The sequence below is a fragment of the Denitrobaculum tricleocarpae genome, assembly GCF_007004665.1.
Lineage (GTDB): Bacteria > Pseudomonadota > Alphaproteobacteria > Kiloniellales > Kiloniellaceae > Denitrobaculum > Denitrobaculum tricleocarpae.
This window is the reverse complement of record NZ_ML660052.1, coordinates 59,361-82,604: the sequence shown is the minus strand read 5'-3', so window position 1 is coordinate 82,604 and position 23,244 is coordinate 59,361. Positions and strand designations below refer to the sequence as shown.

General features: G+C 60.5%; 24 protein-coding genes. 20 read left to right on the top strand and 4 right to left on the bottom strand.

The features are described 5' to 3' along the window. Positions 1-112: 112 nt before the first annotated feature. The gene (locus FKG95_RS00380; RefSeq protein ID WP_142894021.1) at positions 113-976 is read left to right on the top strand and encodes a quinoprotein dehydrogenase-associated SoxYZ-like carrier; all 864 of its coding nucleotides are present in this window, start codon (positions 113-115) and stop codon (positions 974-976) included. Between the two features lie 72 nt (positions 977-1,048). Here the strand turns inward: FKG95_RS00380 and FKG95_RS00375 are convergent, their stop codons facing one another. Then, complete coding sequence (locus FKG95_RS00375; RefSeq protein WP_142894019.1) at positions 1,049-1,426, bottom strand: hypothetical protein; 378 nt, start codon at positions 1,424-1,426, stop codon at positions 1,049-1,051. 249 nt (positions 1,427-1,675) lie between these two features. On the opposite strand from FKG95_RS00375, the gene FKG95_RS00370 reads away from it, so the two are divergent. From FKG95_RS00370 to FKG95_RS00355, 4 genes are all read left to right on the top strand, one after another. Continuing rightward, the gene (locus tag FKG95_RS00370) at positions 1,676-2,155 is read left to right on the top strand and encodes a hypothetical protein (RefSeq protein WP_142894017.1); all 480 of its coding nucleotides are present in this window, start codon (positions 1,676-1,678) and stop codon (positions 2,153-2,155) included. A gap of 473 nt (positions 2,156-2,628) precedes the next feature. Continuing rightward, positions 2,629-3,300 carry a response regulator gene (locus FKG95_RS00365; RefSeq protein WP_142894015.1) on the top strand — a complete coding sequence of 224 codons (672 nt, stop codon included), beginning with the start codon at positions 2,629-2,631 and terminating at the stop codon, positions 3,298-3,300. Positions 3,301-3,423: 123 nt separating this feature from the next. After that, positions 3,424-3,651, top strand: a complete 228-nt coding sequence (locus FKG95_RS00360; RefSeq protein ID WP_142894013.1) for an AbrB/MazE/SpoVT family DNA-binding domain-containing protein — start codon at positions 3,424-3,426, stop codon at positions 3,649-3,651. After that, positions 3,648-4,034 carry a type II toxin-antitoxin system death-on-curing family toxin gene (locus FKG95_RS00355; protein WP_142894011.1) on the top strand — a complete coding sequence of 129 codons (387 nt, stop codon included), beginning with the start codon at positions 3,648-3,650 and terminating at the stop codon, positions 4,032-4,034. The genes FKG95_RS00360 and FKG95_RS00355 overlap by 4 nt, the downstream gene beginning before the upstream one ends. Before the next feature lie 14 nt (positions 4,035-4,048). Here the strand turns inward: FKG95_RS00355 and FKG95_RS00350 are convergent, their stop codons facing one another. From FKG95_RS00350 to FKG95_RS29480, 3 genes are all read right to left on the bottom strand, one after another. Then, on the bottom strand, positions 4,049-6,370 hold the full coding sequence (locus FKG95_RS00350) for a hybrid sensor histidine kinase/response regulator (protein ID WP_142894009.1): 2,322 nt from the start codon (positions 6,368-6,370) through the stop codon (positions 4,049-4,051). Continuing rightward, the gene (gene nosP, locus FKG95_RS00345) at positions 6,370-7,539 is read right to left on the bottom strand and encodes a nitric oxide-sensing protein NosP (protein ID WP_142894007.1); all 1,170 of its coding nucleotides are present in this window, start codon (positions 7,537-7,539) and stop codon (positions 6,370-6,372) included. Before nosP ends, FKG95_RS00350 begins: the two co-directional genes overlap by 1 nt. A gap of 292 nt (positions 7,540-7,831) precedes the next feature. Further along, entirely contained in the window at positions 7,832-8,074 is a 243-nt protein-coding gene (locus tag FKG95_RS29480) for a hypothetical protein (protein WP_179953862.1), read from the bottom strand. On the opposite strand from FKG95_RS29480, the gene pqqA reads away from it, so the two are divergent. The 15 genes from pqqA (at position 8,049) to FKG95_RS00270 (ending at position 23,226) form a co-directional block, all read left to right on the top strand. Beyond that, complete coding sequence (gene pqqA / locus FKG95_RS30400) at positions 8,049-8,126, top strand: pyrroloquinoline quinone precursor peptide PqqA (protein ID WP_142895147.1); 78 nt, start codon at positions 8,049-8,051, stop codon at positions 8,124-8,126. The genes FKG95_RS29480 and pqqA overlap by 26 nt on opposite strands. Positions 8,127-8,253: 127 nt before the next feature. Beyond that, positions 8,254-9,177, top strand: coding sequence for a pyrroloquinoline quinone biosynthesis protein PqqB (gene pqqB, locus FKG95_RS00335; RefSeq protein WP_425456736.1), 924 nt, complete (start codon positions 8,254-8,256; stop codon positions 9,175-9,177). Beyond that, entirely contained in the window at positions 9,174-10,013 is an 840-nt protein-coding gene (gene pqqC, locus FKG95_RS00330; protein ID WP_142894003.1) for a pyrroloquinoline-quinone synthase PqqC, read from the top strand. The genes pqqB and pqqC overlap by 4 nt, the downstream gene beginning before the upstream one ends. Continuing rightward, a complete protein-coding gene (pqqD, locus tag FKG95_RS00325; RefSeq protein WP_142894001.1) occupies positions 10,010-10,300 on the top strand; it encodes a pyrroloquinoline quinone biosynthesis peptide chaperone PqqD in 291 nt (96 codons plus the stop codon). The genes pqqC and pqqD overlap by 4 nt, the downstream gene beginning before the upstream one ends. Continuing rightward, positions 10,297-11,424 (top strand): pyrroloquinoline quinone biosynthesis protein PqqE, encoded by a 1,128-nt coding sequence (gene pqqE, locus FKG95_RS00320; protein WP_142893999.1) that lies wholly within the window; start codon positions 10,297-10,299, stop codon positions 11,422-11,424. Before pqqD ends, pqqE begins: the two co-directional genes overlap by 4 nt. A gap of 487 nt (positions 11,425-11,911) precedes the next feature. Further along, positions 11,912-12,535, top strand: a complete 624-nt coding sequence (locus tag FKG95_RS00315; RefSeq protein WP_142893997.1) for a DUF7002 family protein — start codon at positions 11,912-11,914, stop codon at positions 12,533-12,535. Between the two features lie 405 nt (positions 12,536-12,940). Continuing rightward, positions 12,941-13,966 (top strand): sugar-binding transcriptional regulator, encoded by a 1,026-nt coding sequence (locus tag FKG95_RS00310; RefSeq protein ID WP_142893995.1) that lies wholly within the window; start codon positions 12,941-12,943, stop codon positions 13,964-13,966. A 41-nt stretch (positions 13,967-14,007) separates the two neighbouring features. Continuing rightward, positions 14,008-15,444: an ABC transporter substrate-binding protein gene (locus FKG95_RS00305; RefSeq protein WP_142893993.1), complete on the top strand. Its 1,437-nt coding sequence runs from the start codon at positions 14,008-14,010 to the stop codon at positions 15,442-15,444. 135 nt (positions 15,445-15,579) lie between these two features. Then, on the top strand, positions 15,580-16,458 hold the full coding sequence (locus tag FKG95_RS00300; RefSeq protein WP_246116638.1) for a carbohydrate ABC transporter permease: 879 nt from the start codon (positions 15,580-15,582) through the stop codon (positions 16,456-16,458). A 13-nt stretch (positions 16,459-16,471) separates the two neighbouring features. After that, complete coding sequence (locus FKG95_RS00295) at positions 16,472-17,329, top strand: carbohydrate ABC transporter permease (protein WP_142893991.1); 858 nt, start codon at positions 16,472-16,474, stop codon at positions 17,327-17,329. A 4-nt stretch (positions 17,330-17,333) separates the two neighbouring features. Further along, positions 17,334-18,446, top strand: a complete 1,113-nt coding sequence (locus FKG95_RS00290; RefSeq protein ID WP_142893989.1) for an ABC transporter ATP-binding protein — start codon at positions 17,334-17,336, stop codon at positions 18,444-18,446. A 38-nt stretch (positions 18,447-18,484) separates the two neighbouring features. Continuing rightward, positions 18,485-19,660, top strand: a complete 1,176-nt coding sequence (locus FKG95_RS00285) for an ABC transporter ATP-binding protein (protein WP_142895145.1) — start codon at positions 18,485-18,487, stop codon at positions 19,658-19,660. Next, positions 19,657-21,210 (top strand): FGGY-family carbohydrate kinase, encoded by a 1,554-nt coding sequence (locus tag FKG95_RS00280; protein ID WP_142893987.1) that lies wholly within the window; start codon positions 19,657-19,659, stop codon positions 21,208-21,210. Before FKG95_RS00285 ends, FKG95_RS00280 begins: the two co-directional genes overlap by 4 nt. A gap of 1 nt (position 21,211) precedes the next feature. Beyond that, on the top strand, positions 21,212-22,252 hold the full coding sequence (locus tag FKG95_RS00275; protein WP_142893985.1) for a 2-hydroxyacid dehydrogenase: 1,041 nt from the start codon (positions 21,212-21,214) through the stop codon (positions 22,250-22,252). Between the two features lie 122 nt (positions 22,253-22,374). Continuing rightward, a complete protein-coding gene (locus FKG95_RS00270) occupies positions 22,375-23,226 on the top strand; it encodes a class II aldolase/adducin family protein (protein ID WP_142893983.1) in 852 nt (283 codons plus the stop codon). The last annotated feature ends 18 nt before the right edge of the window (positions 23,227-23,244 follow it).

Below are 23,244 nucleotides of genomic sequence, written 5' to 3'. Positions count from 1 at the left end.
CCCTGAGTAATCCGACCCCGGTTGGCCACGCCTGAAGGGTGACGAAAGAAGAGAATTGGCATAGAATAGAGACCGCTTTGCAAGAGAGCGGTCCAGCGGATGGAGCTAAGACATGAGCGGTTTTAATCCTTTAAACGCAAAAATCACGCGGCGGCGCGTGGCGTCTCTCGCGCTGGGCGCAGGCGCTCTTTTGGCGGCCCGGCCCGTCTTTGCCGCCGAAGATACCTGGCCGGACCTCAAGGAAGAGGTCTTTGGAGACCAGCCGATTCTGGACGGCACGGACTGGGTGCAGCTCGAAGCCCCCTACCGCGCTCACGATGCCGCGGTGGTGCCGATCGACATCTCCGCGTTGCGCCCGCAGGAAAAAGACCGCTTCATCAAGACTATTACCCTGGTGATCGACGAGAACCCGGCGCCGGTCGCGGCTGTGTTCCACCTGGGTAAATCCATTGGCCTCGCGTCCCTCTCGACCAGGGTCAGGGTCAATGCCTATTCCCATGTCCGCGCCATCGCGGAGGCAAACGACGGGCAGCTCTATATGGTCAGCCGCTTCGTAAAGGCCTCGGGCGGCTGCTCGGCCCCTGCCACCAAGGATCCGGACGAAGCCCTGGCGAGCATGGGCAAAATGAAGCTGCGGCAGTTCTCCGCGCCCGCAAGCGCAACAGCCGCCAAACCGGCGATCAGCGAGCTGCGCGAGGCGCAGATCATGATCCGCCATCCGAATCATTCCGGCCTGCAGATGGATCAGCTCACCCGCTACTTTGTGCCCGCCCACTATGTCAGTGACATCGAAGTGCGCCAGGGCGACGAGGTGATCCTCGCGGTCGAAGGCGCCATCTCGCTCAGCGAAGATCCCTCGATCCGCTTTCACTACCTGCCAAACGGCAGCAGCCAGATCAATGTCGTGATCGAGGACACGGAAGATCAGATCTTCACCAAGTCCTGGGATATCGAATCCGCGCAATCAGAATCTTAAGACCGGCAAAATCATGTGACCGGCCAAGCCGTCAAACCAGGAGACTTGTCAAACCGAGAGGCCGGGCAGGTTTCAGAAGCAGCGGATCTCCGCTTCCGCCTGGGCGCGTTTCAAGTCGGAAACTGCGTTCTTGAATTCGACGCCGGCACGAAAGACCGTGCCTTTCTCGCCGCCCAGATGACGAAGCCGCAGCACGGTCTCGGCCTCGACATAACGCTCATAAGGCAGGAGCGAGGCAATGACGTCGATGCTGCAGGAACAGCGCTCGAGCACCTGGCGGCTCTGGCCGTTGCTCGACATGCAGGCGAACACATAGTCGGCCCGCGTGGCGGTGCTGTAGTCGTTGGTGATATCATGAGCGCGGGCCACCTGCCCGCCCAGGGGAGAGAGCATCACGGGGGACAGCAGAAGTATCATTGAGAGAGCGGCTGGCATCAGGCTTTTGGTCATCTCGACTCCTTGCTGTTTGACTGGGCTGTTTGACTGGGCTGTTTGACTGGGCTGTTTGACTGGGCTGTTTGACGGGCGTTGCGGGCTTTCTTTCGGGCCGCTTTCAGGGTCTGGTCACCTTTGACAGGTAGAAAAGTGATAGCAAGACCGCTGAACGGGAGCAATTGTGCCAATGAACAATAGGGGGGCCGGCATGGGCGCGGCAAGGCGGCTGTTTGCGACCGGTCACAGCATGACGGGATCCGGAGATTGACCCGGCTGGCCGAAATCGTGGCCGAGCTGATGCTCTTCGCCCAGGCCTTTACAGGTTACGCGCCCGTGGAACGTCCGCCGGAAGTCGCTTTCGTGCCGCAGAGCGAGCTTCAACAGCGCGCTTGCGATAACCCCTGCCAGGTTTTCGGCTGGCATCCTTACGGCAGCAACATCGTCTATCTCGATGACCGCATGGATCCGATCCGGGACCTGAAAGACCGCGGCATCCTGCTGCATGAACTGGTGCATTATCTGCAGCAGGAAAACCAGGCTTTCGATGCCGAGACCGCCTGCCTGTCCTGGGCCTACCGCGAGCAGGAGGCCTACCGTGTTCAGGGCGCCTGGCTGAGCCGGAACAATGTCTTTACGTCGCTCTATTCCAACGCGCGCCCGCCCTGGTTCGGTGTCTGCAACAATCAAACCGATCCCGAGCCAAACCGGGATCCATCTCAGAACACGCCTGCAGACCGCGGATAACAAGCGGGTTCAGGGCTGCTGTCCGGGGTTGCCGGCAGGTTCCGCCAGTGGGACCTGAACGTGAAACCCGGACGCCAGTCATGTGATACGAAAGTCTTATGCGGCAATCGCCGAAGGTATGGATAAACTGTTCCGGCAAGCAAGACTGTTGCAAAAGCCCTGCTCATACTTCAACGTTCATAGGCGGTTTATATAACTGTTTGATGGGTTTACGCGGAGTTGCAGGCAGGTTTACATCTGTGGGCGATCGCACGAATTTCGAAGATCCGCGCGGCCTTGCGCCATACGCGCTGAAGGATTGCCCCATCGACGATAAGAGGCACCGAGAGGTATTAACCCGACCCGAGAGGCGTTAATTCGACCCGAGAAACGTTAGTCTGAAAGGTCTCACCGACTGCCGATCCGGTCCATTCCGGGCGGACGGAACAAGAAACCAAGATTGGACCAGCGCGCATGCCGAGCTGGAACAGACTATGCAAAAAATTCTGATCGTCGACGATCATCCGCTTTTCCGTGAAGCTGTCTGCAGCTCGATCAGGCAGGCCTTCGATGACGCAGAGGTGCTGGAAGCGCGAAACCTGCAGGAGACGGTCGAGGCCATCTCCGACAACAGCGACATCGATCTGGTTCTGCTCGATCTGAACATTCCCGACACCACAGGCTTCAACGGCCTGCTGACGATCCGCACCCAGCACCCGAAGCTGCCCGTGGTCGTGGTGTCCGGCAATGACGACCGGCGGATCGTGGCCGAGGCTCTGAGCTACGGCGTGGTCGGTTTCATTCCGAAATCCTCGCCCAAATCCATGCTGAAGGAAGCCATCCTGGAGACCCTGGCCGGCGGCGTTTTCCTGCCCCCGAGTTACCAGCGCGACGGGGAAGATGCCGAGAGCGCACCGGGCAGCAACGGCGATCTCGCCAAGCAGCTCTCCACCCTGACCCCGCAGCAGTTCCGGGTACTGCGGATGCTGAGCGAAGGCAAGCTGAACAAACAGATCGCCTATGAACTGAGCGTCGGCGAGACCACGGTCAAAGCCCATGTCTCGGCAATCCTGCGTAAGCTCAAGGTCTACAGCCGCACCCAGGCGGTGATCAAGGCGCAGAACATCGAATTCGAAAACATTCTGGCCGCCGACGAGGAGAGCTAGCGGGGCGCTAAAACTCCGCTAAGGCCCGAAGCCTTTCCAATCCGTCCGCCGGTTGCCGCCAATACCTTGCCTAGCGCCATCTGCGTGTTATAATGTTTGTAATAACATTTGGACAACACGCTTATGACGAAATTAAAGGTACGCGCAGTCGGTAATTCCCTCGGGCTTGTTCTGCCCAAGGAAACCCTGACACGGCTCAACCTCAGAGACGGCGATCATCTTCATTTGACGGAAGCGCCTGACGGATCGATGCGGATCACCCCCTATGACCCGGAGTTCGAGGAGCAGATGCGTGCCGCGAGAGAGGGCATGGGCAAGTATCGCAACACCCTGCGCGAACTCTCCAAGTGAGCGAACCTGTCTGGCTGCAGCGCGCGGTCATCGACGCCATGCACGACATGTTACTGGCCGAGCACGGCGGACCTTCAGGTTTGCGCGACGAGGGTTTGCTTGAATCGGCACTGGCCCGTCCAAAAAACCTTTACAGCTATGGCGAGGCTGACCTCCATGCTTTAACCGCATCCTACGCTTTCGGTATTGTGAAGAACCATCCCTTCATGGATGGGAACAAGCGAACGGCTTTTCTCTCTGCCTACGTTTTTATGCGAAGAAACGCCTCACGGCTGTCCGCAGACGAGGTGGCTGCCACTGAAGCCGTTCTAGCGCTGGCATCAAGTGAGATGACCGAAGCAGACTTCGCTGCGTGGCTGCGCGAGAATTCGCAACCTTCATAGAAAAGTTGGCCTCGCTAAGCCAGAAGGTGCGACATCAGGGAGCGGAGTTCCGCCGGTTTCACAGGCTTCTGCAGCAGTTCGAAACCGGCGTCTTTCACCTCCAGCCGGACTGCGGAGGTGTGGTCGGCGGTGACGATGATGCCCGGCACCGGCGCGCGGCAATGGCGGCGGACTTCGGAGATGGCATCGATGCCCGTGCGGTCATCATCAAGATGGTAGTCAGCGATGATGAGATCCGGTGTAACCTGTTCATCGGCCATCATCCTGCTGGCCTCCACACCGTCATGTGCGCCGATCACATGGCAGGACCAGCGCTGCAGCAGTGCAGCCATCGCTTCCAGATTGTCTAAATCGTTCTCGATAAAAATCACCGTGGCGTTACCGAGGCCGTAGTTCTTATGCAATGCCGGGGTCAGCTCCATGGTGTTCAGGCCATTGGCCTTGCCGTAGGGCACTTCCACCGCAAACATCGAACCCCGTCCCGCCCGAGAATTTAGCTTCAGGGGATGTTTCAGAATGCGTGCGGACCGCTTGGCGATCGCAAGTCCCAGGCCGAAGCCGGTGTCAACGTCGGAATCCGGGTGCACGAAACGCTGAAACTCCTCGAAGACCACGCGCTGATGCTCCTCGCGGATGCCCGGCCCCGTATCCCAGATCTCGATGGAAAGGCTCTTGGCCTTGCGCCGGCAGCCGAGCAGCACCTGACCGCTTGACGTGTAACGCACCGCATTGCTGACGAAGTTCTGCAGGATCCTGCGCAGCAGCAGCATGTCGCTCTTGATCACCACATGGCTGGGCACAACCCGGAAGGAGAGGCCCTTGTTTTCCGCCAGAAGCGCGAACTCGCTGGCCAGGGCCTCAAGCAGAATATCGACCGGGAACTCGCGCCACTCCGGCGTCACCGTTCCCGTATCCAGCTTGGAAATATCGAACAGGGCCTTCAGCAGGCCGTCGACCGATTCGAGCGCCGTATAGACCCGTTCGGTCAGACGGTTGACCTCGGCGGAGGGATCGGAATCGAGCAGCGCCGATACGAAAAGCCGGGCGGCGTTAAGAGGCTGCAGCAGGTCGTGACTGGCCGCGGCGAGGAACTTGGTCTTGCTGAGGTTGGCCTCCTCGGCCATGGCCTTGGCGAGCGTGAGCTGTTCGTTGAGTTCGGTGAGCTCGGCCGTCCGTTCCTGCACCCGGACTTCGAGTGTCTCCTTGGCTTCCTCCAGCACCTTGGCGGTGCGGCGCTGCTCGGTGACGTCCGTGTAGGTGGAGACGAAGCCGCCATCCGGAATGGCATTGCGCCGCACTTCGATCACCACGCCGTCGCGGCGGTGATATTCAGCGCGGAAAGGCTGAGCACCGCCCTCGTAGCGCAACCAGTTGATCAGGTCCGTGACCATGTCCGTGTCGGGAAAAGCCCGCTTGACCTCGGGCGATCCCAGGATCTGATCGAAGCGCATGCCCTCGCGCACCATCGAGGGCGAGAGGCCGGTCAGCCAGGCGAAGTGCTTGTTCCAATAGGCAAGCTGATGGTGGTGGTCGAACACCGAAACGCCTTGTGCAAGGTTGTCCAGCGTGGCGGTGAGCTGGATCGACTTTTCTTCCAGCTCCCGCTCGCGCCGCTGGGACTCGACCTTCTTGATCTCCGTGACGTCGGTGTAGATCCCCACCGTTCCGTTCTTGGTCGGTCGCTCGCTGACCTGGATCCAACGGCCGTTTGTCAACGACAAGAGAACGGTATCGCTGGGATTGCGGTGTTGATGGAGCCGTTGCTCGATCCAGGTCTCGTGCTCGCTTTTGGGGATTGCCAGGGCGTCGTGTTCGAGAATGCTGCGCAGGAAAGCCTCAAAGGTCATCCCCGGCACGATCTCGTGCTCCACATCGGGATAAAAGGCCCGGAACTTGGAGTTGGACTGAACCAGGCGGTCGTCCGCGTCGAAAAGCGTAAAGCCCTCGGAAAGCGAGTCGATGGCGTCGGTCAGACGCGTCCGGGCGGTTTCAGCCTCTTCGTTGGCGTTGGTGAGCGCGGCGTTGGACTGTTCGAGGTTGCTGAGCGCATTGTTCAGTTCCTCGGTGCGATCGCGCACCTGGTTTTCCAGCAGGATCGCGGTTTGAAACAGCGAAAAGGAATTGCCGTGGTAATCGATGCTGCGCTCGACGCGCTTCATCAGGGCATCGTTGATTTTCGTCAGGCGCGTAACCTGCTGCTCGAGCTCTTCGATCCGCGTCGCCGGACTGCGGCGCTGGTCGAGCGATTCCACCTTGGCGGCGGTCAGACCGGACGGACGGTCAGACTCTCTCTTCGGTTTGGCTTCTGCGGGCGGGTCGCTATCCTGAATCGACATCAGTCTGCCTCGAGTCCAATCGCGACTGCAGTGAAGGTCTGGTTCACATGCATCGAATGATATTGTTCGCCGTAAGTGCTAAATCCAATCACCTTGTTGCCGAGCAGAATCTCCGAAATCGCCGATTTCACCTCCTTCCGCTCCATCTCCAGGCGCCGCAGGATACAGTCGCAACCGATAATCACCTGAATGTTGTTGAGCGAAGAGCGAAGCTCGTCGAACTGGCTTGCCAGATCCTGGACGATGTCGCCGCTCTCGGCCACGGTCAGGACGATGCCCTCGTCGATGGCGCAGAGAAAACTCAGACTGTCGTCGTCGTTCACCCGCTGGATCGAGCGTACATGATACTCGCCGCCGACCCGCACCACCAGGGGATGGGCCGCAAAAACCAGGGGATTGAGTTCCTCCTTGGGCAGGCCAATCACCCGCGCATACTCGCGGGCGGCCGGGACGGCATTCAGTTCCTCCACGCGCCGGTCGCTGCCCGCGGCGGTCACCACCATCTTCTTGCCGGTGCTGCTGAAGTGCTCGGTCTTGAAAATCTTGAAGGGATGCTTCGTGTGCACCAGCAGGAGCGCCGCGGAAGCGCTGTGGAACCGGCCGTTCTGAAAGACATAGGACGCCACGTAGGAGAGATCGTCACCCGCGGATCCTCCCAAGAGAGGAATATCCCCAAGCGCATTGAACACGGACGATGCGACCTGTTCCTCCTGTTGGGACATGCCATCAATCATGACGAAAGCGAAAGTGGTGCCGGGCGCGCGGTCGGGGACCTTTTGGTCCAAGCGCGCAATCGCGCCCTGGACAACCTCGCGCACCGTCGCAATGCTCAGGTCCTTGAGGTTTTCGATCACCTCGGAGACAGCGGTAAAGCCGGGCGCGGAAAATCCAACGCCGGTGATGCTGCCTTCGATATAGCCGCGCGGCGTGATCTCGCCGGCAGTGGTGCAGCCCACCAGATGCACGTCCCCAAAGAGAGCGTTTAACTCCGCACCCAGCTCAGCCAGATTGTATTGGGGCGAGCAGAAAAACAGAACCGTGTCGAGGTCCGGATGCCTGACCGCTTCGAAGAATTCACGTGCCGCGGTCACGGCGTCCTGAGCACAGGACACACCCGTGGTAATCTGCGCCGTCTCCTTTGCCAACTCCCCTGGAGCCGCCGGATACATAGCTGTCTCCCCGTTGCTGCTCCAAGCAGAATACGCACTGCGGGAACTGCTGATTTTTCTTCATTTTCTTTTGATCCTGCCTCGTCTCGGGCCAGAAATAAAGCACGTTGGCAAAGGGCCGGAATTGCTGCGACGCAATATAAACCCGATAGAGCGCGGCGGATCACGTCGCGGTGATAAGATCCAATCACCTCTTTAAATCAAGAAGATAGATACCACTTGTTGGTAACGTCGCGGTCCTGGATTGCAGGCAAAAACGACGCGCTGAATTCTGTTTGCAGGACGGGAAACTCTATCCTGTTTGACCAAGGGGAAAAGCGCGTAGTTTGGAATCTTTCAAGACTAAGACTTTAGTAGGGTGGGCGCGCAACGAGCGACTCGCTACCATGGTGCTTGTTGCAGCTATCCGCTCGCGGTTTACTGCAAATTCTAGCGGTGGAATTTGTTTGCGTCGCGAGACGATCATCCAGAGCACCGCCCGTTGACCAACCTGTTCTGAGGAGAAAATAATGAGCTGGGCAACCCCAAAAGTCATCGAGATCTCCGTCGGTATGGAAATCAACTGCTACGCTTGCGCGGAGCTTTGAAGCGATACTGCCAGATCGTTGTTTGAAGAGCCGGGTGCAGCTTCCGATCTTTCGGATTGAACGCTCCCGGCTTTTTCTTTTTGATAAAGAGAGTCCATAGGTTTCAGGGAGAGTTGCTTTGCTTCGCGTGCTGGTGCTTGGGGCTGCGGCAGGTGGCGGGTTTCCGCAGTGGAACAGCAATAACGAAGCATCTCAGCGGGCCCGCCGCGGCGATCCGGCGGCGCGGCCGTCCAGCCAGTCCTCGATTGCGGTCTCAGCCGACGGCGAGAATTGGGTGCTCTTTAACGCCTCGCCGGATATCCGCCAGCAGATCAACGACAATCCCCAAATGCACCCGCAGAGGGGCGTCCGGCACAGTCCTATCGCTGCCGTGGTGCTGACCAACGGTGACGTCGACCACGTCGCCGGGCTCTTGACCCTCCGCGAGCGCTACCCGCTGGCCGTCTACGCAACGGGCCGGGTTCTCGAGGTTCTCAGCGCCAACTCGATTTTCAACGTGCTCAATCCGGAATTCGTCGACCGGCGCTCCATCGCGCTGAACCAGGGCTTCGAGCCGAGAAAAAAGGACGGCAGCGGCACGGGCCTGCGCATCGTACCCTTTGCCGTGCCCGGCAAGGTCGCGCTCTATCTCGAAGACGAGTCTGCGGGCAGCAATTTCGGAACCGTCGAGGAAGACACCATCGCGCTGCGCGTCGAGGACCGCAAGAGCGGCACATATTTCCTTTACGTGCCTGCTTGCGCGAAACTCTCCGACACACTCACGAAGCAACTCGACGGCGCTTCCCTATTATTGTTTGATGGCACCCTCTGGCAGGACGACGAGATGCCGCTGCAGGGCGCCGGCAGCAAGACCGGGCAACGCATGGGCCACATGAGCCTCTCCGGTCCCGAAGGAACGCTTGCGGCTTTTGCGGAGAGCCCGGTCGAACGCAAGGTTCTCATTCATATCAACAATACCAATCCGATCCTGCTGTCCGATTCGCCCGAGCGCGCGGCGGTGGAAGACGCGGGCTGGCAGGTCGCTTACGACGGCATGGAGATCACGCTATGAACGCCATCGCTGAAGCCACGAGGCCCCCGAAACCCTCATCCCGGAGTTTTGATCCCGGTGAATTTCTGGATGCGGAGACGTTTGAAAGCCGCCTGCGCCGCATCGGTGCGGAGCGCTATCACAACCTGCATCCCTTTCACAAACTGCTGCATTCGGGCGGCTGCAGCCATGCCCAGGTGCAGGCCTGGGTCCTCAACCGCTTCTACTATCAGAGCCGGATCCCGCTGAAGGATGCCTCCCTGCTGTCACGGGCCGAAGATCTGGATTTGCGCCGGGAATGGCGGCAGCGCATCGAGGACCACGACGGGCATGCGGGCAACGAAGGCGGGATCGAGCGCTGGTTCGTGCTTGCCGAGGCCGTCGGTCTGGACCGCGACTACGTGGCCTCGACCGAGGGCATTCTGCCCGCGACAAAGTTCGCGGTGGAGGCCTACGTGCGCTTCGTGCGCGAAAAGTCGCTGCTGGAAGCCGTGGCATCGTCCCTGACCGAACTCTTCGCACCGAAGATCCATGAGGAACGGATTGCCGGGTTGCTGGAGCATTACGACTTCGCCAACGACCGCACCATCGCCTACTTTACCAACCGCCTGAACGAAGCCCCGAAGGACGTGAAATTCGGTCTGGCCTATGTCATTCGCGAAGCCAGAACCCGGGAACAGCAGGAACAGGTCATGGCCGCCCTGCGCTTCAAGACCGACGTGCTCTGGGCGCAGCTGGATGCGCTGTATCACGCCTATGTGGCACCGGGGCATATTCCGCCGGGCGCGTTCGTTCCCGACGGCCACAGCGGTGAAGTTCATCATAGGGTCGGCGCGGTCGCGGACGCAAAACCATGACGGCGGAACGGATCGAAATCACGGAAGCTTCGGTCCCGGCGCTGCCGCGCGGCGTCAAACTGCGCTTCGACAAGCAGCGCGATCAATGGGTGCTTCTGGCGCCAGAACGCCTTTTTGTGCTCGACAACATCGCGTTGGAAATCGTCAAACGCTGTAAGGGTGAAGCCAATATCGACGCCATCGCCGAGGATCTCGCCGCCAGCTTTTCCGCGCCTAAGGACGTGGTCCTGAAGGACGTCATCGCGCTGCTTCAGGATCTGACTGACAAGCGGATACTGACCGCATGAACAGTCCCTCCCCAGGTCCCGCGCCCTCCTTCCCGCTGGCGATCCTGGCGGAGCTGACCCATCGCTGTCCGCTGCAATGCCCCTATTGCTCGAACCCCGTGGCCCTGGAAGCAGCGAGCGCCGAACTGGATACGGCAAGCTGGCTGAAGGCCATCGAAGAAGCCGCGGATCTGGGCGCCTTGCAGATTCATTTTTCCGGGGGCGAACCGACCAGCCGCAAGGATCTGGAGCTTCTGATCGCCAAGGCCAACGAGGTGGGCCTCTACAGCAATCTGATCACGGCGGGTGTGTTGGTCGGCGAAGACCGCTTGAACAGCCTCTCCGATGCCGGACTGGATCACGTTCAGCTCTCGTTCCAGGATAGTGAGGCTGCAGGATGCGACCGGATCGGGGGCTTCAAGGGCGGTTTTGAAAAGAAACTGGCGTTCGCCAATTCGGTCAATGCCCTGGGTATTCCGCTCACAGCGAACATGGTTGTGCACCGGCAAAACCTGGGCAACCTGGAAAGCATGTTGGAACTGGCGGTCAAACTCTCCGCCCGACGGGTTGAGATCGCACATGTACAGTATTACGGCTGGGCCTACGTCAACCGCGCGGCCCTCATGCCGACGCGCGACCAGCTGGAACGCGCCACTGAAATTGTCGAGGAAGCCCGTGAGCGCCTGAAGGGCATTCTGGTCATCGACTACGTGGTGCCCGACTACTACGCCAAGCGCCCGAAGTCCTGCATGGGCGGCTGGGGTCAGCAGTTCCTGAACATCTCTCCGGCAGGCAAGGTCCTGCCCTGTCATGCGGCGGAATCCATCACCTCTCTCTCCTTCGACCGCTTCCCGGAGAAAAGCCTGCGGGAGATCTGGGAAAGCTCGGAAGCTTTTCTGAAATACCGGGGTACGGACTGGATGCCGGAACCCTGCCGGGGCTGCGAACGGCGGGAGATCGACTGGGGCGGCTGCCGCTGTCAGGCCTTCGCGCTCACCGGTTCCGCGGACAACGTCGACCCCGCCTGCGCCCTCTCCCCCGACCACGCAATGCTTGAGGCCTTGGCCGAAAAAGATTCCCATGGGCAGAACGATGAATTCATGTACCGGACGCGACGTCAGGGCATGGAGCTGGAGCAGGCTTAGTCTTTTTACCCGGCATGCAGTTTTCGAGCGCGAAAGTCGCAGGGCCAGCCAATTATCCAACCGACGGATAGGTTTATAACCTAACAGGAAAACCAAACCGTTCCTGCAGATCGAATGCCCGCCTTCGCTATAGCGGCGCAACACGATCAACGCCTCATGCAATCACGAGACACTCGCTCCGTTCTCATAAGGTTGGCCCGAGTTTCCGGTTGATCCAGTCGCCGAAATTCCAGGTCACGGCCCTGGGGCGCACTATCCAGGGGATTGCCGGTCCGAAAGCTCGATAGATGCGAACTGCAGCCGGAAACGGACAGATGAGGATGTCGCCCGTCAGCCGGCCATGCGCCAGCACATGCGTGACCTCTAAACAGCAACAGAAAGTTCTGCTGGAGAGTGTCCTCAGACTTGGATATGAGTGAAGTATCTGCTTTTGAAAGCAGGCAGAGCCGTAAAGTTGCCAATCAACAAACTTGAGTGAATCGTTCAGGTGTCCAGCTTCAAGCTGCCCAAGCATGTCTACCATCTGGTAGAGAAAACGAACTGGCACTCCATTGAGCGCCATGGGCTTTTGCCAACGGAACTCTTGTATGCGCTATCCGGCTATGCTGAAGATGAACGTAAAGTCTTGATTGCCAATCATCGGCCCGGCCATACAGTACTGCGCAGTGGGATTGAAATTCGGGATCAGGCTCCCATGCCGCCCGCCGCTCTGGAGAAGTGCCTGATCAGGATGACGCCTGCCGAATGGTACGCCAATCTGAATTCGCGCGTCTTCTTCTGGCTTGATATCGAACGCCTGCACCGTCAACGTTCAGCATGCGCACCGCGCCCGCAGATGATACTTACTTTCGATGCGGCGAGGCTCGTTGAGGCGTATCTGCCTTATGTGGCACTCAGTCCCATTAACACTGGATTTGCACGCCGGAAGCCCGCAGTGCGAGGGGAAGCGACATTTGTTCCCTACAGCGAATGGTCGCGATCCGGTTGGGAAAGCGAAATGAAAATGCTTGGAAAAACGGCCAGAAAAACATCGCATAGCCCCGTTGAATTGACAGTGCGGTGCGCCATACCGGACGCTCTGAAATTCGTGGCGGACATTCAGTCGCTTTAAACCGATTGCACTGGCAAAACTGTACACTCTCAGCCTTCACCCACGTCGCGGCGCAAAGGTCAGCCTGACATAAGCGCTATGGAACAGTGACCATCGCGCAGTGTGAAAACTCGTCTGCGACAATTGGGAATGCCCGTTCAGGAGGTCTTTTGAGGTCTGCTGCGACGCGTTGCCATTTTGCGTAGCGCCGGAGCGGTCAGATTGGGCTCAAACCGGCCATCCAAAAACGTTCGACGGCCTAGAGCTCCCGCCCCCATACGACGCCGATATTCACCCGGCCCAGTTTCGCCATGTTCTCCTGACTGCCTGGCCGATCGTCCAATGGCTTGCTCCCCAACTCCGCTTGACTCTTTTCCGGGTGTATGAAAAAATTTTCATTAGTTGATATTTTTTTCGAAACGGGCCATGGCAAGCAAATCGGCAAACGGCGCTCTCAAGGACAGCGAAGCGAGCACGGCCACCCGTGCGGCCTGGCTGCACTTCGCCGGCGGCCTGACCCAGTCCGAAGTTGCGAAGCGTCTGGGGCTGACCAGCCTGAAAGCCCATCGGCTGATCGCGCGCGCCAGCCGCGAGGGCCTGATCAAGGTCTACATCGACGGTGAAATCTCCGAATGCGTGCAGCTGGAAGAGAAGCTGAGCAGCCGCTACGGATTGGAATTCTGCCAGGTCGTGCCAGATCTGGACGATAGCGAGAGCGACAGCGCTGCTCTGCCGCTGAAGTCGCTGGGCATGGCGGGGGCGCAGTATCTCAAGCTCGCGCTGGAACGTGACAAAGACCAACTGATTGGTGTCGGCCACGGCCGTACACTGGCGGCCTGTATCGACTATCTGCCGCGAACCTCTGCCGGAAAGACCCGCTTCGTCTCCCTGCTGGGCGGCCTGACCCGCAAGTTCGCGGCAAACCCCCATGACGTGATCCACCGTCTGGCCGAGCGCACCGGCGCGGAAGCCTACGTCATGCCGGTTCCTTTCTTTGCAAACTCGATTGAAGACCGTTCCGTGCTGCTGAACCAGCGTGGCATCAGCGACATCTTCGAACTGGGCAAGCAGGCCAACCTGCTGCTGGTGGGGATCGGCACGGCGGAACCCGGCGCGTCGCTGGTGGAGACGGGAATGATCGAGCGCAAGGAGATCAACGAGATCAAACGCAAGGGCGGCTGCGGAGAATTGCTCGGGCACTTCTTCGACCGGACCGGCGCGGCGGTAGAGACCGAACTCTCCAGCCGGACGCTGTCTCTCTCCCGCGACGAACTCCTCGATCGGCGCATGGTCGCCGTGGCCGGAGGAACGGAAAAAACCGATGCAATCCGCTCGATCCTGAAAAGCGGATTCCTGAAGGGCCTGATCACCAACGAGAGCACGGCAAGCGCGCTCGCAGGCCAACTGCCAGCCCCAACGGAAAAATCGAAAGGCGTGGCAGAGGTTAGCTAACAGAGGCGGAAAAATCGCCCCACTTACATGGAGGGAACGTTATGTACGATAGGGAAAGAGACCTCTTTAAGTCTTACACGGCCGGGAAAATGAGCCGCCGTGAGTTGATCGAAAAATCGCTCAAGCTCGGTGTCGCCGCCGGAACCGCGAACTTCCTGTTGAACTCCGCCTCGACCGCGGCCATGGCGGCGGATTTCGACTGGATGAAACACAAGGGTAAATCGGTCAAGCTGCTGCTGAACAAGCATCCCTACGCGGATGCCATGATCGCCAACATCGACAACTTCAAGTCTTTGACCGGCGTCGATGTGACTTATGACATCTTCCCGGAGGATGTCTATTTCGACAAGGTCACCGCGGCGCTCTCGTCCAAGTCCAGCCAGTACGATGCCTTCATGACCGGCGCCTACCAGACCTGGCAATACGGGCCGGCCGGTTGGATCGCCGACATGAACGAGTTCATCAGCGATCCGGCGAAAACCAGCCCGACCTATGACTGGGACGACGTCCTGCCCGGCCTGCGCGCCTCGACCGCCTGGTCCGGTGTACCCGGTGCGGAACTCGGCGGCGCCGACTCAAAACAGTGGTGTGTGCCCTGGGGCTTTGAGCTGAACAACATTGCCTATAACCGCAAGATCTTCGACAAGCTGGGGCTCGCGCCGCCGCAGAACATGAACGAGATGATGGAGGTTGCTGCCAAGATCACCAACGATGCCGGCGGACCTTATGGCATCGGCGTGCGCGGCTCGCGGTCCTGGGCGACGATCCATCCGGGCTTCCTCTCCGCCTACACCAACTTCGGCGGCAAGGACCTGAAACAGGAGGACGGCAAGCTGCGTGCAGCCATGGACTCTGCTGAATCCAAGGCCTTTACAGCGCAGTGGGTCAAGATGATCCAGGATTCCGGACCCAAAGACTGGGCGACCTACACCTGGTATCAGGTCGGGACCGACCTGGGCGCAGGCGCCTCGGGCATGATCTACGACGCCGATATCCTGGGTTACTTCATGAACGGCGGCGACAACAAGGAAGCCGGTAATCTGGCCTACGCCTCCTTCAAGGCCAATCCCGATGCTCCGACCCCGACCTCCAACGTCTGGATCTGGTCCCTTGCCATGTCCAACTTCTCCAAGGAGCGGGACGCGGCCTGGTACTTCATGCAGTGGGCCTCCAGCGCCGAGCACGGTCTGTTCGGCGCCCGCAAGATGGACTTCGTCAATCCGGTCCGCGGCAAGGTCTGGAAGGATCAGGAATTCCGGGACCGGATCGCGAAGAGCTATCCCGGCTACATCGAACAGTACGAGGCATCAGCGCCCGACGCGAAGATCTACTTCACGCCGCAGCCGCTGTTCTCGACGCTCACCACCGAGTGGGCCGCAGGTCTGCAGAAGATGGTGACACGCGAGGTGCCGGTGGACGAAGGGCTCGATCAGCTGGCCGAAAGCGTCAACCGTCAGCTCAAGTCGGCTGGCCTGTAGGGGTTAAAGGGAATCCGGAGCAGGACTGCCCGGAGCCCTGCGGGGCGATCTTCTCTCCCAAGGTCTCCCCGCTTCCTTCGCCGAGCGAAGACAAAACGATAGAACAACAACGCGTATCGATCGGAGGTCGTTTCGGTGTTCCGCCGCGCCTTACCCTATATGTTGAGTTTGCCCGCCTTGCTGGTTTGCATCGGCATTCTCATTCCCTTTGGCACAGCGGTCTACTACTCGACCCAGCGCTATAATCTGTCCTTTCCACAGGCGCGGGCCTTTATCGGGCTGGAGAACTATACCGACTTTCTCTCGGACAGTGCCTTCTGGAACACCATTGAAGTCTCTCTGCTCTATACCTTTTTGACGGTCACGCTGGAACTACTGCTCGGTCTTGGCATCGCCCTGCTGTTACGCAAACCGGGGCGCTTCAACAACATGGTCTCGATCCTTTTGCTGCTGCCGCTCATGACCGCGCCGGCGATCGCCGCCCTGATGTGGAAGCTGATGACCAATCCGAATTTTGGGGTGCTCAGCTACCTGATCGGCCTGATCGGGTTTGACGATTTCCGCTGGGCCTCATCGCCCTCTTCGGCCCTTTTCACCGTGGTGCTGGTGGATATGTGGGTCTATACGCCCTTCATCATGATCCTGCTGCTTGCGGGGCTGCGATCCCTGCCGCGCCAGCCCTTCGAGGCGGCGGAACTGGACGGCGTGCCGCGGTCTTTCGTCTTCTTCCGGATCACCCTGCCCATGCTGATGCCCTACATCATCACGGCGACGCTCTTCCGCCTGCTGGACTCGATCCAGCAGTTCGACATCATCTATGCCATGACCCAGGGCGGTCCGGGCGACAAGCTGATGGTGTTTCAGGTGCAGAGCTATCTGGAATTCTTCCAGTACACCAATGTGGGACGCTCGGCGGCCCTACTGATGGTGCTCTGGGTCATCACTTACATCCTCTCGAATCTTTTCGTCAAACACTGGCTGAAGCTGCGCGAACGCGCGCACGGCCACGCTTAAAGGGGCGCAGGCTATGCATCATACGTCCACAGCCGAGCGCATCCTCCGGGGCTTTCTCCTGACCCTGGTCCTGCTGTTCTTTCTCTTCCCGATCTTCTGGATCTTCCTGATGTCCTTCCAGACCAACGAGGACATCCTGCGCATTCCGCCCAGCCTTTTCTTCTCGCCGACGCTGGAGAATTACATCGCGCTGATTTCGGGACGCCTCTCGACGGTTGCGGGCGATCTGGACATCGCGTTCATGCGCAATCTCTGGAATTCAGTCCTACTCTCCAGCCTCTCGGTCGGGGTGGCGCTCATCCTCGGCGTGCCCGCGGCCTATGCCTTCGCGCGTTTCAAGTTCCGTCTGGGCGAGAACATTGCCTTCACCCTGCTGTCTTTCCGCTTTGCGCCGCCGCTGCTGGTGCTGCTGCCGCTTTCGCTCTACTTCAGCGAACTGGGGCTGAGCGACACCTACCTCGGCCTGGTCTGGGTTTACCAGCTGATCGCCCTGCCGCTGATTCTCTGGATCGTGCGTGGCTATTTCGAAGACATCAGCCCGGACATCGAAAACGCCTACCGGATCGACGGCCATTCCTGGGCCACCACCTTCCGCAAGATCGCCATTCCCCTGGCCCGGCCCGGCATCGCGGCGGCCAGCCTGCTGGCCTTTATCTTCTGCTGGAATAACTTCGTCTTCGCTCTGGTCCTCGCCTCCGCCGACAAGCAGCCGGTCACCGTCGGCGCCCTGGCCTTCGTGACGGCCTCGGGCATCCAATACGGCCAGGTGGCCGCCGCCATCGTGCTCTCGGTCACGCCGACCCTGATGCTGGCGCTCTATGCGCAACGTTATCTGGTTGAGGGCCTCTCCCTCGGTGCGGTAAAGGGATAGGGCCATGACCGCACTTGAACTCAACGGCATCAGCAAGTCCTTCAAGAACGACGAAGTCCTGTCGGGACTCTCCCTCTCAGCGGACGAAGGCGAAACGGTCGTCATTTTCGGACCGTCCGGGACCGGCAAGACGGTATTGCTGCGCCTGATATCGGGCATCTACGACCCCGATGACGGGGATATCCGCTTGAGCGGCAGTTCCGTGATCGGGATTGCGCCCGAACGGCGGGGCGTCGGCATGGCCTTTCAGAACTTCGCGCTCTACCCTCATATGGAAGCGGCCGAGAACATCGCCAGCCCCCTGCAGGCCCGGGGCGGAACCTCCGCGCAGATCGCCGACAAGGTGCGGGATATCGCGTCGTTACTGAAGATAGATCACGTCCTGAGCCACCGGCCCAAGGAACTCTCGAACGGGCAGAAGCAGCGCACCGCCCTGGCCCGCGCGCTGGTGGCGGGCCCGAAGATCCTGCTGCTGGACGATCCGCTGCGCAACGTGGATGCCAAGCTGCGCTTCGAGATGCGCCTGGAGCTCCCCAGACTGCTGAGGGAGTTTCAGTCGACGACACTCTACGTAACCCAGGACTATAAGGAAGCCATGGCGCTTGGCGACCGCATCGCGGTGCTCCTGGACGGCGGGTTCGCGCAGGTGGCCACGCCGGAAGACATCTACCGCGACCCGGTCAACATCGAGGTCGCCAAGCTCTTCGGTGATCCGACCATCAATCTGATCCCCAGCAGGATCGTGACCGCGAACGGCGGCACACATGCCGATCTCGCGGGCAGCCCGATCGATCTGGGTCCAGGCTACGCCCATGCCGCCGGGCGCGAGATCTACGCCGGTATCCGGCCCGAAGCCATTTCGATTTCCCAAACAGCCACTAAGGGTGCGCTCCCGGTCGAGCTGATTGCCGTGACACCGCTGAACGAACGCGTGGTGATGCTGCTGCATCTCGCCGACGGGACGGAGTTCTTCGCCTCGGCGCCGGAAGAAGGCGCCGCCGGCAGCCGGGAGCATGGCCCTGCCTTTGCCGGCATCTACCCCGCTGATCTGCTGATCTTTGCGCGCGACAGCGGACAGCGCATTCAACCGCAAACCTCCAATCGTCAGACCTTGTGAGCCCTGAAGCCGTGAAACCATCATCCCCAGGAACCTACATGGCCAACCAGGCACCGGAACAGCCCGCGCACGCTCCGGCAGCGGTCGCCCTTCATCTGGATGCCGTCGATAAATTCTACGGCGACCCGGCCAATCCGGCGGTCCACGCGGTGAAGAGTTTTTCCATGGAGGTCGGCCAGGGCGAGATCGTCGCGCTGCTGGGATCCTCCGGCTGCGGCAAGACCTCGACCCTGCGTATGATTGCCGGTTTCGAGACCGTCAGCCGGGGGGAAATCAATCTGGCCGGACGGCGGATCGACAGCCTGCCGCCGGCAAAGCGCAATGTCGCCATGGCCTTCGAGGGTTATTCGCTCTACCCGCCCTTGACGGTCCGTGACAACATCGCCTTTGCCCTAAAGGCAGCGAAACTCGAACAGAGCGAGGTCAAGCGGAAGGTCGATCATATCTCGGCGCTTCTGGAAATCGGGCCTATCCTGGACAAATATCCCTCGTCGCTCTCCGGCGGTCAGCAGCAGCGTGCCAGCCTGGCCCGTGCCCTGATCCGCAAAGCTGATCTCTATCTGCTCGATGAACCCATGTCGCAGCTGGAGCCGCAACTGCGCTCGGTTCTGCGCGGGCGGATCAAGAGCTACCTGATCGAGCAAGGCCTGACGTCGGTTTTCGTCACCCACGATCAGACCGAGGCAAACGCCCTCGCCGACAGGATCGCGGTGATGGAAGACGGCGTGCTGCAACAGATCGCCAGCCCCGCCGAACTCAAGGACCGGCCCGCGAACCTTTTTGTCGCGACCTTTATCGGCGAACCGCCCATGAACGTTTTTCCGGCGAAGCTCTCCGCACAGGACGGCCAGGTGAGTGTCGCGGTTGAAGGGGCCGGTTCCGCGAGCGGATTCAGCGTGGAGCTGGGCGAAATCGTCCGTCCTCCCGGCAGCGCTCTTCAGGACGGCGCATCGGTACATCTGGGCGTCCGACCGCACAGTGTGGCGCTGGGCAAAGGTGACACCCGGGGCCTGCTGGTGTCGAACCAATGGCTCGGCGACCAGACCCATGTGGTGATCGAGACGGCGGGACAGGCCATGGTGGCGGTCAGTTATGGCCGCGTTGACGACGCGCTCGGCGCCGAGGTCGCTTTTTCCATTCCGCCCCGGGCCGTTCACCTCTTCGCCGAGGACGACGGCAGAGCGCTTCTGCATGGCAGGGAGGTTGTCGGATGAAAGACATCCTGATCGGCATCGATGCCGGCACCTCCGTCATTAAATCGGTCGCCTTCTCGACCAGGGGCGAGCAGCTGGCGGTTTTCGCGCAGCCCAACAGTTACGAGAGCCTGCCGGACGGCGGGGTGGAACAGGATGTCGCCCGAACCTGGCAGGATACGCTCGATTCCATCGCGGGGCTTGCCGCGCAGCTGCCGGAACTCACGCACCGCACACTGGGAATTGCGGTTACGGGTCAGGGCGATGGGACCTGGCTGATTGATGCCGGCGGCGCGCCGGTCGGCCCGGCCTGGCTGTGGCTGGATTCCCGCGCCGCATCCATCGTGGATGAGCTGCGGGAATCGCCGGAGGACCGGGCACGCTTCGCCCACACCGGCACCGGTCTGGCGGCCTGTCAGCAGGGTCCGCAGCTGCTCTGGATGAAACGTCATCAGCCGGAGAGGCTGGAGAAAGCCGCCACCGCTTTTCACTGCAAGGACTGGCTCTACTACAAACTCTGTGGCGAGCGGGTGACCGATCCTTCGGAAGGGACCTTCACCTATGGCGACTTCAGAACCCGGACCTACTCCGACGAGGTGATCGCAAGTCTCGGACTGAGCGCGCAACGGCCTCTGTTGCCGGAAATGATCGAGGGCACCCGGCAGCACGGCAGCCTGAGCGACGAGGCGGCGCGTTCGACCGGCCTGCCGCAGGGGACGCCGGTGGTGCTCGGTTACGTCGATGTGATCTGCGCTGCGCTGGGCGCCGGACTCTACGACCCCGGCTCGGACCTGGGCTGCACCATCGTCGGTTCCACGGGCATGCATATGCGCTTCGTGAAATCGGCGGAGGATGTGGTGATCAATCCGCACGCCACCGGCTATACCATGCCCTTCCCGGTGCCCGGCAGCTACGCGCAGATGCAGTCGAACCTGGCAGGCACCCTCAACATCGATTGGCTGCTGGATTTGGCCTTGGGTGTGCTCTCCAGCGAAGGCGTCGAGCGTTCCCGTGCGGATCTTCTGGCGAAGGCCGACGGACTGGTCGCGGCAGCGCAACCGGCAAATCTGCTCTATCAACCCTACATTTCAGCGGCGGGCGAACGCGGTCCTTTCACGGATGCCAGCGCAAGCGCGGCCTTTCTCGGCCTCTCGACACGGCATGGTTACGGCGATCTTTTGCGGGCGACTTACGAAGGGCTCTCCCTGGCCGCGCGCGATTGCTACGAAGCCATGGGCGACCTGCCCAAGGAAGTGCGCCTGACCGGCGGCGCAGCACGCAGCACGCAGATCCGCCGCATTCTGAGCGCGGCTTTGGGCGCGGATGTCCGCACCAGCGAACGCGTTGAGGCGGGCGCAGCGGGCGTCGCCATGATGGCGGCGGTCTGCCTGGGCGTATACGCCGATATGGCCGACTGTGCGGAACAATGGGTCACGCCCTATCTCGGCGCGCGCGAAGCGCCCGATGCGGAACTGACCGCGATCTATGGAAAGACCTACACGCTCTATGAAGAAGCCCGGCGCAACATGCCGCCTCTCTGGCGATCTCTGGCACAGAGGAACGGAGCCTGATATGGCGAGTGAAATCACGATCATCGGTGACCGCTTCATGATGGCGGATGCCTTCAGCGACGCCATCGAGAAGGCCTGCGGCGGGGAACACCGGATCCGCAGCCTGGAGTTTCCCTGGCCGGACGAGCCCATGGAGCATGGCTACGCCAAACCGGGTCTCGACGGCCTCAAGGAATACATGGGCGATCCGGATGAAGTTGTGCGCTTCATCGGCGAGTCGGAGATTTTCGTCACGCATCTGGCGCCCCTGTCGGACGACATGATGGCGCAATTGCCGAACCTGAAGTTCGTCGCGGTCTCGCGCGGCGGACCGGTCAATATCGACATGGAGGCCGCCCGCAAACGCGATATCCGGGTCGTCAACGTACCGGGCCGCAACGCCAGCGCGGTTGCCGAATTCACCATCGGTGCCATCCTGGCGGAGACCCGCCTGATCCGCGTCGGACACGAAGCCCTGCGCAAGGGCGAATGGCGCGGCGATCTCTACCGCGCCGACCGGACCGGCCGGGAACTGAACGAGATGACCGTCGGCGTGATCGGCTACGGCAATATCGGGACCCGGGTCGTGCCCTTGCTGCGCGCCTTCGGCAGCCGGGTACTGGTCTGCGACCCCTATGTGCAGCTCTCGGCCGAAGACCTGAAGGCCGGTGTCGAGCAGGTCGACCTGCCGACACTTCTGGAACAGTCCGATGTGGTCACCCTGCATGCCCGCGTCACGCCGGAGACGACCAGGTTCATTGACGCCGGTGCTTTTGTCAGGATGAAACCCGGCAGCCTTTTCGTGAACACGGCACGCGGCCCGATGGTCGATTACGACGCCCTCTACGACGCCCTGGTCTCGGGTCACCTCGGCGGTGCCATGCTGGAGACCTTTGCCATCGAGCCGCCGCCGGAGGAGTGGCCACTGCTGCAGCTGCCGAATGTGACCCTGACGCCGCACATCGCCGGCGCCTCGGTCCGCACCGTAACCTATGCGGCGGAACAGGCGGCGGAGGAGGTGCGCAGGTTCCTGAGCGGCAAGCCGCCGATCAATCCCTGTTGAGCCACTGATGCCTGTTGATAAAGAGACCGCAATAGATTGACGAAGAGCCCAAGACAAGTAGATAGAGCGCAAGCGGCTTCGACACCCGAATGCAGCGGCGCGAAAGGATAACGGAGAGACCCATGACGGAACTCGAAATACGCAAGGCGATCATTGAGAACTGCCTGAAGATGAACGCGACTGGTCTCAACCAGGGCACTTCAGGTAATCTCAGCGCACGCTACAAAGATGTGATGATCATTACCCCCAGCGGAATCGCCTACGAAGCCCTGAAACCCGGTGATCTGGCCACCATGCCGATCAACAAGGATTACGGATCCTGGGAAGGCCCGCTTAAGCCCTCGACCGAATGGCGCTTCCATCTGGATATCATGATCGATCGGCCCGACGTGGGCGGCATCGTTCACACCCATTCCACTTACGCCACGATCCTCTCCATCGCAGGCAAGGAGATCCCGGCCTGTCACTACATGATCGCGGCCTTCGGCGGCCCGATGATCCGCTGTGCCGATTACGCCACCTTCGGGACCGAAGAACTCTCCGCCAATGCGTTAAAAGCCCTGAAGGACCGGACCGGCTGTATCCTGGCGAACCACGGCATGATCGCGACCGGCGCCAATATCGCAAAGGCCATGTGGCTGGCGGTCGAGCTGGAGACCATTGCCAAGCAGTACTACCAGAGCCTGCTGATCGGCGGCCCCAACCTGTTGAGTGACGCGGAGATCGCAAATGTGATGGAACGCTTCAAGGGCTACGGGCTGCAGGACAAGAAATCCGCGAACAGCAATGCCAAGCCCAAAACCCGAGCCAAAACCCCGGCTAAGACGAAAGCGGCTGGCAAAACGAGTGCAGCGGCCAAACCAAAAGTCGCGGCTAAGCGGAAGGCCCCAAGCAAAGCCAGAACTCAGACTAAAGCCGGGGCTCAGACTAAAGCCAGAACGCAAACTAAACCCAGAACGAGGAAGCAGGCGTAACGGCCGTTCGACTTTGAG